Raw genomic sequence first — 15565 nt, forward strand, 5'->3', positions numbered from 1 at the left:
TGCTGGCTCCATGGAAAAGTTATACTTTACCTGGTTATAAGCTAATTCCCAGGTGTTAAATGGTTTTAAATGAACTATTTGGTAAACTGAACACGTAGGGATGTTGTCGCATAACTCTCGGGACGGCGGTCGTCCCCCGTCGCTACGTGCTACGGGCCGGACGAAACATCGGCTTGCCTCGGAGCGAACCTGGCAGCGCTGCATATGCGTCGAAAGTCTTTTTTCCTCATGGCTAGTTACAGCACATAAGTAGCTTAATCATTCTATCATTACTGTTACCAGCGCGATTCGCGCTGCCGGTTCGCTAACCTCGGCAGCGCCGTGTTTCATATCCGGTCCTCCGAAATGTCGCTCCTTACGGAACGACCGCCACCCGTTTCGTTTCTGATTTTGCGACAGTACCTACAATACCTATTTAATAATGGAATGAAGGATAATTATGAACATTATTTTAAAAATTATAGTTATAATATTGGTGAATGTAATAATTATAAAAATAATCATGAATATAATAGATAAATATGGTATAAAATTCGTGGAATTCTTTCAAGATTTATGGAAAAAGATAAGAAAATGCAAATAGGTTTAAGTTGACTATTTATGATCAAAGTGTTGCTAATCATGATGAATTTAGCAGAAATCATAAAAGATTTACATCATGACAATTGGAGAGTTCGGCGGGACGCGGTTCGTGCTTTGGGACAATGGGCTGACCCACGAGTCGTTTTCCCATTGATTTCCGCTTTGGGAGATGAGGAATGGGCCGTTCGCCAAAGTGCTGTGGAAGCCCTGATTAAAATTGGCCGGCCGGCTGTAGAACCATTAATCAATACCCTCACAAGTGAAAGCTGGCGGATTAGCAGAAAAGCAGAAGAAGCATTAGTTGGAATCGGTAAGCCGGCAGTAGAGCCGCTGATCAAGATGCTAAACTGCGAGAATGTGGGTATCAAGACGAGAATAATATCTATGCTAGGCGAAATCGGCGATCCAGAGGCAGTAATGCCCCTGATTAAAGCGTTGGAAGATGACTTTTTCCGTCCGTATGCTGCAGCCGCCCTGGGAAAAATTCGTGATAAAAGAGCCGTTCCTTTTCTCATTAAGTTTAATGAAGTTACGGCTTTAGGGGAGATTGGCGACCCTAGTGCAATTCCGTTTCTTCTTACCATGCTGAAAGATGGAAGCTGGAACAATAGGTGTTTAGCGGCTGAGGCCCTAGGCAAAATCGGCAATGCGGCGGTTGGGCCTCTTGCAACTTCAATAAAGAATAAAGAGTTGAATGACCGGGGGCTGGTAGCCGCAGCCCTTGGCAAAACAGGGGCAAAAGAAGCTATTGAACCCTTAATCCAGGCATTGAAGGATAAAGATCCGGTTGTCCGGTGGCGGTCGGCCAGAGCCTTATCAGAACTGGGGCATGCGGCGGTAGGAGCATTGGTTAAGTTGCTTGAAGAAACGGATAGTGATATACGCATGCGCGTTGCCGAAATTTTAGGGAAAATAGGAGATAAGCGTGCCATTAAGCCATTGAATGAATTATTTCAAAATGATCTGCGAGAGGAAGTTAAGAAGGTTGCTGGGGAGGCTCTAAGTAAACTAATACCGGAAAGAGCTTCTTCTTTGACCGGTAATAAGCTAGAGCTAGAGGATGTGTTTTTTCTTACCTATCCTGGTTCGGGAAGATTTTTTAAAGCAACGATTGTAAACGATATATTTGATTTCTTTGAGCTCAAGGAAGTAAATGATCTTATCCGCGGGGAAACACGACCGCCAGTACCAATTCGCTGCCGTTATGTTGGCGGAAGACTGGTCCCTGAAGATTTTGTTTGGGTTGAACCCTTTTTCTGCCTTATTTCAGAACGTGTACGATCTCTTTTATTAGAGCATAAATTTACAGGGTGGAGGACTTTCCCGGTAGAACTTTATGATAAATTCGGCAAGTTAACTGAAGGTTATCATGGTCTATGCGTCACCGGGCGTGCCGGTTCGGTAGATATTTCCCGGGCACCCATTGCCGTTTTGCCTTCCGTAGTGCCCGAAGGGGAGCCGGAGATAGTCAAGCAGGGTCTTTACTTTGATGAGAATACCTGGGATGGTAGTGATTTTTTCTGTCTGAAGGATCGCAACGATTTTTTAATCACGCGGAGGGTGGTGAAGGCCCTGCAGAAAGCTCGCCCTGCAATTAAAAACTGGAAGGCCGAGCCGGTTTCCTACGTGAGATGGCCATTAGAATGGGAAGAGGATGGCTTCTTTTTCTTGACTGATGACGAAAGAGACGAGGTAAATAGGATTAGGCGGGAACTTAAAGAAAAAAAACGGGAAGCCAAGCGTTTAGCCGCTCAAAAACTAAAAATGGAAAATGATCTACCATATATCCCGTTGCTCCATTCACTGGTAGCACTAAATTGTTTTGAAGAAGGCACGATGGAAGAAGCTGCATTCCTAATTGATAAAGGCTTGGGAAAATATGACCGGCAGACACTGTCATGGTTGCCTGAACGTGTTCAGGAACGGGAAATATGTACAGAAATAATTAAAAAATTTAAAAATGAGGAAGAGCGAGCAGTGAATTTGTTGAGCCATACTTTGCAAAGTAACGGGGATGAAAAAATAAGAGCGGCAGCAGCTTTCGCTTTGGGTAAACTCAACAATATAAAGGCAGTAGATCCGCTTTTGCAAGCTTTACATGATGATATTGCCCTGGTCAGGCGAGAAGCAGTAAAGGCTTTGGGTAGTTTTTGCGACACACGCATAGCAGAAGCATTAATAGATATAATTTCACTTGAAAGAGCGGTTGAGGTAAAATGGGTAATTGCTCAAGTTCTGGGCAAGCTCAGGGATTCGAGGGCAATTGCACCTATTATGGAGATAATCGAAAAAGAAGATGATGATTCAGTGCGTAGTATGTTCATTGAAGCCCTGGGCGAGATTGGCGATTCCAGAGCAGTACCGTTTTTGATTAAAATCCTCCAGGAAGGTGGGGTGTTTGCCCAAATTTCCGCTGCTAATGCGCTGGGGAAAATTGGTGATGTCCGGACAATTTTCCCCTTGATCGAAGCATTTGCAAATGAAGATAGCAATTTAGCTGCTTCTATACAGTACGCTTTGGAGAAAATTGGTGTACCAGCGGTTCTTCCTCTCATCCGTTCTCTAGGTCACGGGAACCGCCTGGTAAGATCCCGAGCGGCGGCTGCTCTAGGCTTGATGGGTGATCAAAAGGCAGTATCGTCACTTCTCTCCCTGTTATCTACGGAGAAGGATCCCGAAGTTATTGTATCTGTAGTCCAAGCTCTGGGGCATTTGAGTGATCCCCGTGCCATAAGAGCTTTGCAAGACATAGCTCGGAATAGTAACGTGGATTTTTTGAAAGAAGAGGCCCGAATGGCCATACAAAAGCTTTTGACTAAAAAAGTATAATCACAGTTCTAAAGGTGGCCGCCGCCCTTTTAAGCAAAATGGGCTTTAAGCCGGAAGAAAAAGTAAAGGTGAAGCTGGAATTCATGCGTTAGTAGGGGCCCGAACTATCATCAACGACGGTGCTGGAAAATTCCTTTCTGAAATGGTAAGGGGCGGGTGAAAACCCGCCCCAATCTAGACTTTTACTGCCTGCCCGTCCGATAACGGTTTCGTGGGTGGCTTGGTGACGAAGCTGAGGATGGCGGCCACCACCAGCAGGGCGGCGGAGATCAGGTAGCTGGCATTGTAGCCGCCGGTAAGGTCTGCCGCCCGCCCCGCAATGATTGGCCCGATAAGGGCGCCGGCACCCCAGGCGGTAAAGACCAACCCGTAGTTGATACCGGCATTCTTCAACCCGAAGTAGTCGTAAGTAGCCGACGGGAAGAGGGAAAGGTTGGCCCCGTAAGCTATCCCGGTGAGAACCGAACCAATAAACAGGGTTGCCGCACTCTTGTAGGAGGCAAACAGCAGCATGTTGGCCGCTTGAATAGCAAACACCAAAAGCATGGTGTTGGTCCGGCCCAGCCGGTCGCTCAACCATCCGGCCAGTACGCGCCCGCCGGCATTGGCTACGGCCAGCACCGCCACAAACACGAAGCCCCAGTTGATTCCCCCCTGAATCTGGGCAATCTTGGCCAGGTGGCCGATGACCAATAGCCCTGCCGAAGCGGCGAAGCAGAACATCAACCAGAGCAGGTAAAACTGGGGTGTGGTCAGCATCTCGCGGGGGCTGAAGTCCTGCTTGGAGCTGGCCGCGGTGGCCGCCCTGGTGGCGGGAGGCGGACCGCCGTAAGGCACATAACCCGGAGGCGGGAAGGCAAGCACCTGGGCCAGGATGACGATAACGGCTAAGAATATGATTCCTTCATAAATAAAGGTTTTGGAAATACCGTAATTAGCCAGGAAATACTTGGTCATAGGAGCGGTATAAACCGAAGCCAGGCCGAATCCGGCCACCACCAGACCGGCAATCAGTCCCTTCTTATGGGGCTGGAACCATTTCACCGCCGCCGGTGTGGGAGCACCATATCCAAACCCCAGGGCCGCACCAACGATAAGCCCAAAACCAATGGTTATACCTGCCAGGGATTGGGTAACTCCCGAGATGATCATACCCGCACCGGCCAGGATACCGCCAATGGTGGCCACCAGCCGGGGGCCAAACTTATCCACCATACGCCCCGCCGGAACCATGAACAGGGCAAACATCACACAGGCCAGGGTATAGGGAAACTGGGACTGGGTTTTGGTCCAATGCAACTGATCAATGAGGGCCGCGGCAAAAACACTCCAGGTGTATAACACACCCAGGGCCAGATTTATACCCATGCCGGCAAGGGGAACCGACCAGGCCCGGGCCAAACTGGGCTGGTTGGGCTGATTCATGGGATACACCTCCGGTCATATATTTGGTTAAATACCTCACTTGCTGCTGCACTCCCTTTTAAATACGATGGGGCTTTCTGCTGGTCATAGCATCCCTCCCCGGGGCATCCCTCCGCCTTTTTCTTTTATTGTATTTTGTTTGACCAGACGAGAATATAAATTTTCCGGCAATAGACAAAACCACCAACTAAATGGTTTCGCTTTTGCTCAAAGAAAGCAAAAGGTCCCCCAATTGCCCGCGATTTTCTACCCACGGCCGGATTTTGACCGCTGGGTGTTATAGAATGGCCACCGGGAGGAAGCACCCGGGTGAGCGAGGACCAGCCCAAATAATGCTTTTCAGTTAACCGATTTCATGATATTATTAAAGCTGTATAATTTTATGTCGCATTTTGCTACGAAGCTGTTCGGAAAAAGGATGTGACAAGGGGTGAAAAAAATGAGTGAAAAGCTGAGTGAAAATACGACCGAAAAAAATGAGCAGAGGAAAATTATTATTGTGGATACCACCCTGCGGGATGGCGAGCAGACGGCAGGAGTGGTCTTTGCCAACCGGGAGAAGGTACGCATAGCCAAGTTTTTAGATGAAATTGGCGTGCACCAAATCGAAGCAGGCATCCCCGTAATGGGCGGCGATGAGATGGAAGCCATTAAGGAAATTTGCAGGGCGGGCCTTAAAGCCAGCATTATGGGGTGGAACCGCCCGGTAATCAAAGATATCGAAGCCTCCCTGGCCTGCGGGGTAGATGCCGTGGCCATTTCTATTTCTACCTCGGATATCCACATTAAATACAAGCTGCAGACCAGCCGGGAATGGGTGCTGGAGCAGATGGTCAAGGCCGTAGAGTTCGCCAAGAAGGAAGGCATGTATATCTCGGTTAACGCCGAAGACGCCTCCCGCACCGACATGGATTTCCTGATCCAGTTTGCCAGGGCGGCCAAGGAGGCCGGTGCCGACCGGTTGCGCTACTGCGACACCGTGGGCATTCTGGATCCCTTCACTACCTACGAGCGCATTCAAACCATCCTTAAACATGTGGACATAGATATTGAGATGCATACCCATAACGACTTCGGCATGGCCACAGCCAACGCCCTCGCCGGTGTCAGGGCCGGTGCTACTCACGTGGGGGTGACCGTGATCGGCCTGGGTGAGCGGGCAGGAAACGCCGCCCTGGAGGAAGTGGTCATGGCCTTAAAACATTTGATGGGCATTGATCTGGGATTCAAAACTGAGATGTTCCGGGAAATTGCTGAATACGTGTCCCGGGCTTCCGGCCGGGAGCTGCCGGCCTGGAAGGCCATTGTGGGCTCCAATATGTTTGCCCATGAATCGGGCATCCACGCCGACGGCGCCCTGAAGAACCCGAAGACATACGAGGCTTTCCATCCGGAAGAGGTGGGCCTGGAGCGCCAGATCGTGATCGGCAAGCACTCCGGTACCGCCGCCCTGAAGGCCAAGTTTGCCGAGTACGGGATCCATTTGAGCGAATTCCGCGCCCAGGAATTGCTGGCCAAGGTTCGTTCTTATTGTGTGGCCTTAAAGCGGCCGCTCTTCGACAAAGAGCTCATGTACATTTATGAAGATTACTTTGGAAAGAAGTGATTTTGTCTTGGGTCAGACCATCATTGAAAAAATTCTTTCCAGCCACAGCGGTCAGGAGGCCTATGCCAATGATATTGTGGTAGCCCGGGTTGACTTCGTCATGGGTCAGGACGGTACCTCTCCCCTGGCCATCCGGGCCTTTCAGGAAATGGAGGGCACACGGGTTTTTGATCCCGACCGGGTTGCCCTTGTTATCGATCACAGTGCCCCCAGCCCCAATGAAGGGGTATCGGCTTTGCACCAGCTGATGCGCCGGTTCGCCCGGGAAAAGGGCATTCATCTTTACGACATCGGGGAAGGTGTCTGCCACCAGGTAGTGCCGGAGAGCGGGCGGGTAGGTCCCGGAACTCTGGTTATTGGCGCCGATTCCCATACCTGCACCTACGGGGCGCTCAATGCCTTTTCTACGGGCGTGGGTTCCACCGATCTGGCCGGTGCCATGATTTCGGGGCAGATGTGGTTTAAAGTGCCCGAAACCTTCAAGTTTGTCTGTCACGGCACCCTGCCCCGGGGTGTTTACGCCAAAGATCTTATTCTGTATCTCATCGGTGATGTAACGGCCGACGGCGCCACTTACATGGCGGCGGAATACACCGGTGAAGCCATTGCCAACCTGTCCATGGACGGGCGTTTTACCATGGCCAACATGGCCATTGAAATGGGTGCCAAAGCGGGGATAATGGAAGCTGACGAAAAGACCTTTGCCTGGCTGGCCCGGTTTACCCGCCGGCAGTTCCTCCCCGTAAGCCCGGATCCCGATGCCCATTACGCCCGGATCAAGGAATATGACGTATCCAATCTGGAACCCCAGGTGGCCCGGCCCCACCGGGTGGATAACGTCTGCCCGGTGGCGGAGGTGGCCGGAACCCCCATCCAGCAGGCGGTGATCGGCACCTGCACCAACGGGCGGCTGGAGGACCTGCGCATTGCCGCCCAAATTCTGGCCGGAAGGCGCATCCACCGGGACGTGCGTCTGATTGTCGCGCCTGCTTCCAAGCGCATTTACCTGCAGGCCATGCAGGAAGGGGTTATCCAGACCCTGGTGGAAAGCGGTGCCGCTGTAGTCACCCCTGGCTGCGGGCCCTGCGTGGGCACCCATAACGGCGTACCTTCCGACGGAGAAAATGTAATTTCCACCGCCAACCGCAACTTTAAAGGCCGCATGGGCAACAGCAAAGCCTTTATTTACCTGGCTTCCCCGGCCACGGTGGCGGCCTCGGCCCTCACCGGACGGATCACCGACCCGCGGGAGTTTTTGCGTTAAACTGAACATAAAGTAGGTGACGGGATGCTTTTACAGGGAAAAGCCCATAAATTTGGCGATGACGTAAATACCGACTACATTATTTCGGGTAAATATAAATTTAAAACCCTGGACATGCGGGAGCTGGCCAAACATGTCATGGAGGACCTGGATCCCGATTTTTACCAGAAGATCAACGCGGGCGATTTTATCGTGGCCGGCCGTAATTTCGGCTGCGGCTCGTCCCGGGAGCAAGCACCCCTGGCCATCAAATACGCCGGGATTTCCGCCGTGCTGGCCAAATCGTTTGCCCGCATTTTCTTCCGCAACGCCATCAATACGGGGCTGCCCGTCGTGGAATGCGACACCGACCGGATCGAGCCGGGGGATGAGCTGGTGGTGGACCTAAGCACCGGCGTGATTACCAACAAGACAAAAGGGTTAACCATTGCGGCCAAACCCCTCCCCCCGGTGATGATTAAAATTCTCAACGACGGCGGCCTGGTGGCCCATTTCCGGAAATACGGCGGTTTTAATTTCGATTAGGCAAGCACTAGGAGGAATTAAGCGGTGGCACATAAAGTAACCCTGATCCCCGGTGACGGCGTGGGCCCGGAGATCGCCCAGGCCGCCCGCCGGGTTATCGACGCCAGCGGTGCAAATATTGAATGGGAAGTGGTGGAGGCCGGGGAAGCTCTGATCCCACAGTACGGCACTCCTTTACCCGGGTATGTACTGGACTCCATCCGCCGAAACCGGGTGGCTTTGAAAGGGCCCATCACCACCCCGGTGGGTGGGGGCTTCCGCAGCGTAAACGTTACCCTGCGCCAGGAATTAAACCTTTACGCCAACGTACGCCCGGCCCGCACCCTGCCGGGGATAGTTACCCGTTACCAGAACGTGGACCTGGTGGTGGTAAGGGAGAACACGGAAGACCTGTATGCGGGCATTGAACACCGGGTGGGCACGGATGCGGCCGAAAGCATTAAAATCATCACCCGCCAGGCCTCGGAGCGCATTGCACGCTTTGCCTTCGAGCTGGCCCGGAAACAGGGGCGCAAAAAAGTCACCGCCGTACATAAGGCCAATATCATGAAACTCACCGATGGCCTGTTTCTGGAATGCGCCCGGAAGGTGGCCCGGGAATACCCGGACATTGTTTTTGAAGACATGATCGTAGACGCTATGTGCATGAAACTGGTACAGGCCCCGGAAAACTACGACGTCCTGGTGCTGCCCAACCTGTACGGGGATATCGTCAGCGACCTCTGTGCCGGCCTGGTGGGCGGCCTGGGTGTCGCCCCGGGAGCAAACATCGGCCACGAGGTGGCGGTCTTTGAGCCGGTCCACGGCAGCGCCCCCAAACATGCCGGAAAGAACCGCATCAACCCCCTGGCCATGATTTTGTCCGGCATAATGATGCTGCAGCACCTGGGCGAAGATGAGGCGGCCAACCGTATATACGAGGCCGTGCTGGCCGTACTGCGGGAAGGCAAGGCCCTGACCTACGACCTGGGAGGCAGCGCCGGCACCAGCGACATGGCCGATGCAATTATAAGCAAAATGCAGGCTTGAAATGCAGGACCCTGCACTTCAAGACATTAAGGAAGCAGAAAAAACCCGCCGGAGCCGGAAACACTGGCCCCCGGCGGGCTTTTTTATTTCCTTTCGGGAAGCCTGCCGGAGCTTTGAGCCGAGCACTAGTTTGGCCCCCCAGCACTCACTGTAACCGGAGTTCATTGATAGGATAATTGCTGCCTAATACAGGCGTTCAATCTCCGGGCAGGTATATGAATCCGGTGAGTGCTGGGTCACCGGAGCGAGCGGGAGCCAAAACAGGGTAGTTGGAAAGTGGGGATAACTCAGCTGCAGAAGAGCCTGAAAGTTATGTGCATAAAAAAAACCCGCCGGCATAATAATAAGCCTGTGGCCTGATTTCGTTTACCGTTGCAGCCAGGAGGTGATATTGTTTGGCGCATCCAAGCAATTTCGGGGAAGGTGAGGGGCGGCTCAAAGCCATGCACGACGCAGACTTCCCCGGTGGAGTTGTGGTAGATCCCACACCGATCACAGCCTACGATGAGATCACCGTATTTTACAACGGACTGCTGGCCCAAAGCGGTGCCGAACAAGTTTACCTGCACGTGGGATTCGGGGACCCCCGGAACTGGCGCAACGTCCAGGATTTACGGATGTCCCGCACGGGGTGGGGTTTTGTCAAAACGCTGGAAATACCCGATGAAAGCCGCTTCAACTTCTGTTTCCGGGACAACGCCTATAACTGGGATAACAATAACGGGCTCAACTGGAGTTTCGAAATCCATAACGGCCAGCGCCGTATTTAAATTTCCAGGGAAGCTTTATGGTCACCACTGGCTTTAAGCACAGCTTGCCATTTGCCTCTTAAATCCCTACCGCCAGGGCCCGGTAGGGATTTCACTTTAGGTTAAAAGGCAAATAACGGATCAGGGAGGGAAAAACTTTTTGCGCATTCTGATGCTTTCATGGGAATACCCGCCTAAATCCGTAGGGGGACTGGCCCAGCACGTCTACGACCTGTCCTGTGCCCTGGTGGGGATTGGAGAGGAGGTCCATGTGCTCACCTGTGGTGCCCCCGGTATTCCCGATTACGAGCAAGTAAACGGCGTACACGTCCATCGCTTTCAAACCTACCAGATATCCGCCCCCCATTTTGTCACCTGGGTTGCCCAACTGAACATAGCCATGCTGGAACGGACCATCCCGCTCTTCGCCGAACTGGGAGGGGTGCATATCATTCATGCCCATGACTGGCTGGTGGCATATGCGGCCCGGGCCTTAAAACACGCCTGGCGCCTACCCCTGGTAGCCACCATCCATGCCACCGAATACGGCCGTAACTGTGGCTTACATAATGATATCCAGCGACATATTAGTGATATTGAATGGTGGCTGACGTACGAGGCCTGGAAAGTAATCTGCTGCAGCCAGTATATGAAAAATGAGGTGCGTCACGTCTTTCAAGTGCCGGATGATAAGATCCGGGTCATCGTCAACGGGGTTAATCCGGCCAATTTTGCCACCCGCACCATACGGGTAACCAGGGACCAGTTTGCCGCCCCCGACGAACGCATTGTTTTTTATGTGGGGCGGTTGGTGCGGGAAAAGGGCGTACAGGTCCTTTTAGACGCCGCCCCGCAAATTCTGGCCCGGCACCCGCAGACTAAATTTATTATTGCGGGTAAAGGTCCCTATGCGGAGGAACTGCACCGCCAGGCCGCCAGCCTGGGTATAGCCCAGCGGGTTTATTTTACCGGATATGTAGATGACGAGGTGCGGAACACCCTGTACAGCTGGGCTGATGTAGCTGTTTTTCCGAGCCTGTATGAGCCCTTCGGCATTGTCGCCCTGGAAGGTATGGCCGCCCGGACTCCGGTGGTAGTGGCGGATACCGGCGGTTTAAGTGAAATTGTGGAACATGGAGTGGACGGTTTAAAGTTTTACCCCGGCAACAGCCGTTCCCTGGCCGATATGATCGTCTGGCTGTTACAGGACCGCCAGTTGGCCCAAAACCTGCGCCAGCAGGCCTATCGCAAGGTACTGGAAAAATTCAACTGGCGGGATATTGCCCTTGCTACCAGGCGGGTTTATCAGCAGGTGTGGAATGAATACCGCCACGTTCCATGGTACACCCCGTACATGCGCAGCAACCGTTTACTCACCCGCATGTCCAAAATCTTTGCCCGGGCCTAACCCGGGCTTTAGTGCAGAACAGGAGGGATTTAATGAAAGCAATCATTATGGCCGGGGGAGAGGGTTCCCGCCTGCGCCCTCTCACCTGCAACCGCCCCAAGCCGATGGTGCCGGTAGCCAACCGGCCCATGATGTCTCACATTGTGGAACTGCTGAAAGCCCACGGTTTTACCGACGTGGCGGTAACCCTGCAATACATGCCGGAAGCTATCCGGGATCATTTCGGCAATGGCGTCCGGTACGGGATTAACATGCAGTACTTCATCGAGGAAAATCCCCTGGGCACCGCGGGCAGTGTAAAGAATGCCCGGGAGTTTCTGGATGAAACCTTCCTGGTGATTAGCGGGGACGCCCTCACCGATCTGGATCTTACCCGGGCTGTTGCCTTTCACCGCCAGCGGGGAGCCATGGCCACCCTGGTGCTCACCCGGGTGAGCTGTCCCCTGGAGTACGGCGTAGTCATCACCAAACCAGACGGACGCATCACCCGGTTTTTGGAAAAACCTGCCTGGGGTGAGGTTTTCAGTGACACGGTTAACACGGGAATTTATGTGCTGGAACCGGAAGTCCTGGAATACATTGAACCCGGCCGCATGGTCGACTTCAGCAAGGACCTTTTTCCCCTGCTGTTGCGGGAGAAAAAGCCATTGTTCGGTGTGGTGTTGCCGGGCTACTGGTGTGATATAGGCAATTTGCAGCAATATTTGCAGGCCCATCAGGATGTCCTCTCCGGCCGGGTGAAAACTGCCATCCCGGGCCGGGAAGTGCAACCGGGAGTCTGGGTGGGTGACGGGGCGGAGATCAGCAGCGGCGCCCGTATTACCGGTCCCGTCCTGATTGGGGACGGGTGTTACATCGGTCCCGGCGCAGAGATAGAACCTTTCAGTGTCCTTGGGGAAGGCTGTTTGATCCAGGAACGGGCCTCCCTCAAGCGCAGCGTTCTGTGGAACAACGTATATGTAGGGCCTGGAGCGGCCTTAAGGGGGGCCATCGTAGCCGGCCGCGTGCAGGTGCAGGCCCACGCGGCTGTTTATGAAGGAGCTGTCATTGGCAGTGACTCGGTAATTCAGGAGCGGAGCGTAGTCAAGCCCGACGTGAAGTTATGGCCCCATAAACTGGTGGAAAGCGGTACCGTTGTTCAAAACAGCCTGGTCTGGGGTACCCGGTGCCCGAAGAAAATTTTCGGGCTTGAAGGTATCAGCGGGCTGGTCAATGTGGAACTAACCCCGGAATTTGCCTGCCGGGTGGGGGCGGCCTTTGCCTCGGCCATGGGCAACCGGGGGGTACGCCTGGCTGTAAGCAGCGATGCCTCCCCGGCTTCCCGGATGGTTAAAAGTGCTTTAACCTGCGGGTTGCAGTCGGCCGGCGCACAGGTGGTGGACCTGGGTACCGGCATTACCCCCATGCAGCGTTTTGCCGTGCGCCAACTGGCGCTGGCCGGAGGGGTACATGTAAGGCTGTCTCCCCATCGCTCCGACCATGTAACTATGGTTTTTCTCAACGGCAAGGGCGGAAACATTTCCCGCAGCCTCGAGCGAAAAGTAGAAAACCTGCTCATGCGGGAAGACTTCCACCGGGTTGAACCGCAGGCCATCCTTCCCCCCGAGTTTGTTTCCGCCGTTGGCGAAAGTTACATCGAGGCCCTGATGCGGGACCTCGACCCGGCAGTGCTGGAGGAAGCGCGTTTCCGGTTGGTGGTAGCCTGCGACCGGGATAATTTGGGCCCCTATCTGAAACATCTAACCGGAAGATTGGGCGTTACAGTGGAAAACCTGGACCTGCCGGCGGGTACACCTCCCGCCACCTGGCGGAATTATCAGGAAACATTGTCCTTCTTGGGCCGGCGGGTGCGGGAAACGGGTGCTTCGGCCGGGGCGCTCCTGGATGCCAACGGCGAGCGGCTGATGCTGGTAGATGAACGGGGGCGGGTAATCCAGGACAACCTGCTTACCGCCCTGATCGCACTCATCATCCTCCGGGCCCGGGGAGGACCGGTGGTGGTCCCGGTAACAGCCCCGCGGGCCATTGATACCCTTGCCGAAAAGTACCGGGGACAGGTAGTTCGCACCAAGACAGCCGTCCATGACTTTGTGGAAAAAGTGCTGGGACAAGATGAGTTCCAGTTCCTCCTGAATTTTGATGCCCTGGGGGCCCTCACCCGTATCCTGGAGTTTACCGCCAAAAACGGGATAACCCTCGGTGAGCTGGTAGATGAAATACCCACCTTTTTTATGGACCAGAAGGAGGTACCCGTGCCCTGGGAGGCTAAAGGCCGGGTGATCCGGCGATTAATTGAAGACCCCCCTACCACACAACTGGAATTGCTGGACGGGGTAAAGGTCTTTCACCCCCAGGGATGGGCGCTGGTTCTGCCGGACCCCGACGAACCGGTTTGCCGGGTATTTACCGAGGGGGCATCCATGGAAATCGCCCGGTCTTTAAGTGACTTTTATATTGATAAAATAAGTCAAATTGCAAATTCTGCCGAAGCTACCGGTTAAAAAAAGCTCCCCGTGGGAAACGGGGAGTTTTTTACCCGGCTGCCATTAGCTCTTTTTGTTTAGAACGGTACCAGGAGTAGTCGATATCGGGGAAAATATTATTGGTGTGTTCCAGCCAGGACAACCAGCCCTCGTCGATATGCCGCCCCTTGATCCCATCGTAAAGGCGCAGGAAATTGGCTAGGTGGCTTTTTGTACGCCTCACCGCGTAATCGACCATGGTTCCAGTGCTCATGATGAAAGCCCAGTCACTGCTCTGGGCCAGGAGTAACTCCCGGGCCGCCTGATTTAAAGCCCGGCGCAAGAGCCCCTGCGCATCGGTATGGGTATTGGCCAGTTCAACCATCCTGGAGGCGGCCAGGTGAAGGTGGCGGTAAATCCAATCGTTGGCCTGGCAGAGCCAGACCTCATTATATCCCTTGTTCCCCCAGCTGGAAGGACAGGGCCTGGCCACCTGGTTGCAGGGAAAGCGCTGCAGGTAATCGCTGGGGGTAACCAGTTCCACCGTATCCTGGTCAAAATGAATTTTGCGAATGAGAAATTCCAGCCACATGGGACCTTCAAACCACCAGTGGCCAAAAAGTTCGGCATCATAGGGAGCGACAATAATGGGCGGCCTGTCCATGTGCCGGCAGAGGTACTTGATCTGCAGTTCCCGGTTGAACATAAAGTTTCCGGCATGGATGGCGGCCTTTTCCCGGGCCCAGGCCGGCACATAAGGTTCTTTATGGTTTGTCCGCCCGGTGATGCGGTAATATTTAATTCCGGTGTGCACGCGGATGCCGTCGGGGTGGATATACGGCTTGATGTAATCATAGTCCAGGTCGAAACCAATATCCCGGTAAAACTCCCGGTAATCAAAATCCCCGGGATAACCTTCCTGGGCACTCCACACCTGCTTGGAAGACTCCACATCCCGGCCGAAGACGGCCACCCCCGAAGGACAGTAAATAGGGGCAAACACCCCGTAGCGGGGCCGGTGGGAGGCAAATAAAACCCCGTGGGTATCGGTAAAGAAAAAGCGAATACCGAACTCTTTGAGAATCTGATCGATGCCCGGCCCATAGGCACATTCAGGCAACCACAGTCCCCGGGGGGGCACGCCAAAATGCCGGCGGTGCAGATCCACGGCCACGGCAATTTGTGCCCGCACCGCCTCGGGATTGACCATAAGCAGGGGCAGGTACCCGTGGGTGGCCGCACAGGTGATAATTTCCAGGCGACCTAAATCCTGAAAGCGCCTGAACCCCTGGATCAGGTTGCGTCCGTAAGTGTGATGATAGCTATGGGCAATCTCCCGGAACATGCTCTGGTACATCAGGGCCGTTTCATGGAAAGGGCTGTTTCGTGTACGCTCTACTTCTTTATCCGCAAGTTCCATTAATTGTCCTAAATGGCGGGAATAGCGCTCCTGTAACAGGGGATCGGTTAGCATGGAAACCAGCGGTGGCGAAAGGGAAACGGTGAGGCGAAAAGGTATGCCGTCGGCCACCAAACGTTCAAAGACATGCAAAAGGGGGATGTAGGTTTCGGTGATGGCCTCGTACAGCCACCTTTCTTCTAAAAAATGTTCATGCTCCGGATGACGCACAAAGGGTAGATGGGCGTGCAACACCAGGGCCAGGTATCCTTTGGCCATTTTAGCCA

At 53.6% G+C, this 15565-nt stretch carries 10 protein-coding genes; 8 read left to right on the forward strand and 2 right to left on the reverse strand.

Going from position 1 to position 15565, the window contains the following annotated elements; translation table 11 throughout:
* Positions 1-600 precede the first annotated feature (600 nt).
* Positions 601-3411 (forward strand): HEAT repeat domain-containing protein, encoded by a 2811-nt coding sequence (locus G7K71_RS15195; RefSeq protein WP_166348059.1) that lies wholly within the window; start codon positions 601-603, stop codon positions 3409-3411.
* A gap of 174 nt (positions 3412-3585) precedes the next feature.
* On the opposite strand, the gene G7K71_RS15200 is transcribed toward G7K71_RS15195, so the two are convergent.
* Positions 3586-4836 (reverse strand): OFA family MFS transporter, encoded by a 1251-nt coding sequence (locus tag G7K71_RS15200; RefSeq protein WP_166348062.1) that lies wholly within the window; start codon positions 4834-4836, stop codon positions 3586-3588.
* Positions 4837-5275: 439 nt separating this feature from the next.
* Between G7K71_RS15200 and nifV the strand changes: the two genes are divergently transcribed.
* From nifV to G7K71_RS15235, 7 genes are all read left to right on the forward strand, one after another.
* Positions 5276-6442 (forward strand): homocitrate synthase, encoded by a 1167-nt coding sequence (gene nifV / locus G7K71_RS15205; protein WP_166348065.1) that lies wholly within the window; start codon positions 5276-5278, stop codon positions 6440-6442.
* A 7-nt stretch (positions 6443-6449) separates the two neighbouring features.
* Positions 6450-7706, forward strand: a complete 1257-nt coding sequence (locus G7K71_RS15210) for a 3-isopropylmalate dehydratase large subunit (protein WP_279286351.1) — start codon at positions 6450-6452, stop codon at positions 7704-7706.
* Positions 7707-7730: 24 nt separating this feature from the next.
* Positions 7731-8231 carry a 3-isopropylmalate dehydratase small subunit gene (locus tag G7K71_RS15215; protein ID WP_166348071.1) on the forward strand — a complete coding sequence of 167 codons (501 nt, stop codon included), beginning with the start codon at positions 7731-7733 and terminating at the stop codon, positions 8229-8231.
* 24 nt (positions 8232-8255) lie between these two features.
* Positions 8256-9260, forward strand: a complete 1005-nt coding sequence (locus G7K71_RS15220) for an isocitrate dehydrogenase (NAD(+)) (protein WP_166348074.1) — start codon at positions 8256-8258, stop codon at positions 9258-9260.
* A 395-nt stretch (positions 9261-9655) separates the two neighbouring features.
* A complete protein-coding gene (locus G7K71_RS15225; RefSeq protein WP_013822764.1) occupies positions 9656-10030 on the forward strand; it encodes a carbohydrate-binding protein in 375 nt (124 codons plus the stop codon).
* 139 nt (positions 10031-10169) lie between these two features.
* Positions 10170-11417 (forward strand): glycosyltransferase family 4 protein, encoded by a 1248-nt coding sequence (locus G7K71_RS15230; protein WP_207712928.1) that lies wholly within the window; start codon positions 10170-10172, stop codon positions 11415-11417.
* Between the two features lie 32 nt (positions 11418-11449).
* Positions 11450-13918, forward strand: a complete 2469-nt coding sequence (locus G7K71_RS15235) for a mannose-1-phosphate guanyltransferase (protein ID WP_166348077.1) — start codon at positions 11450-11452, stop codon at positions 13916-13918.
* A gap of 31 nt (positions 13919-13949) precedes the next feature.
* Here G7K71_RS15235 and G7K71_RS15240 read toward each other — a convergent pair whose 3' ends face one another.
* Entirely contained in the window at positions 13950-15557 is a 1608-nt protein-coding gene (locus G7K71_RS15240; protein ID WP_166348080.1) for a glycoside hydrolase family 57 protein, read from the reverse strand.
* Positions 15558-15565: the final 8 nt, after the last annotated feature.

It is taken from the genome of Desulfofundulus sp. TPOSR (genome assembly GCF_011393055.1).
GTDB lineage: Bacteria > Bacillota > Desulfotomaculia > Desulfotomaculales > Desulfovirgulaceae > Desulfofundulus > Desulfofundulus kuznetsovii.

Bases quoted from the DNA above. Each gene is read 5' to 3' on its own strand.
- G7K71_RS15195 (WP_166348059.1), top strand. From the start codon at position 601: ATGATCAAAGTGTTGCTAATCATGATGAATTTAGCAGAAATCATAAAA.
- nifV (WP_166348065.1), top strand. From the start codon at position 5,276: ATGAGTGAAAAGCTGAGTGAAAATACGACCGAAAAAAATGAGCAGAGG.
- G7K71_RS15215 (WP_166348071.1), top strand. From the start codon at position 7,731: ATGCTTTTACAGGGAAAAGCCCATAAATTTGGCGATGACGTAAATACC.
- G7K71_RS15200 (WP_166348062.1), bottom strand. From the start codon at position 4,836: ATGAATCAGCCCAACCAGCCCAGTTTGGCCCGGGCCTGGTCGGTTCCC.
- G7K71_RS15235 (WP_166348077.1), top strand. From the start codon at position 11,450: ATGAAAGCAATCATTATGGCCGGGGGAGAGGGTTCCCGCCTGCGCCCT.
- G7K71_RS15240 (WP_166348080.1), bottom strand. From the start codon at position 15,557: ATGGCCAAAGGATACCTGGCCCTGGTGTTGCACGCCCATCTACCCTTT.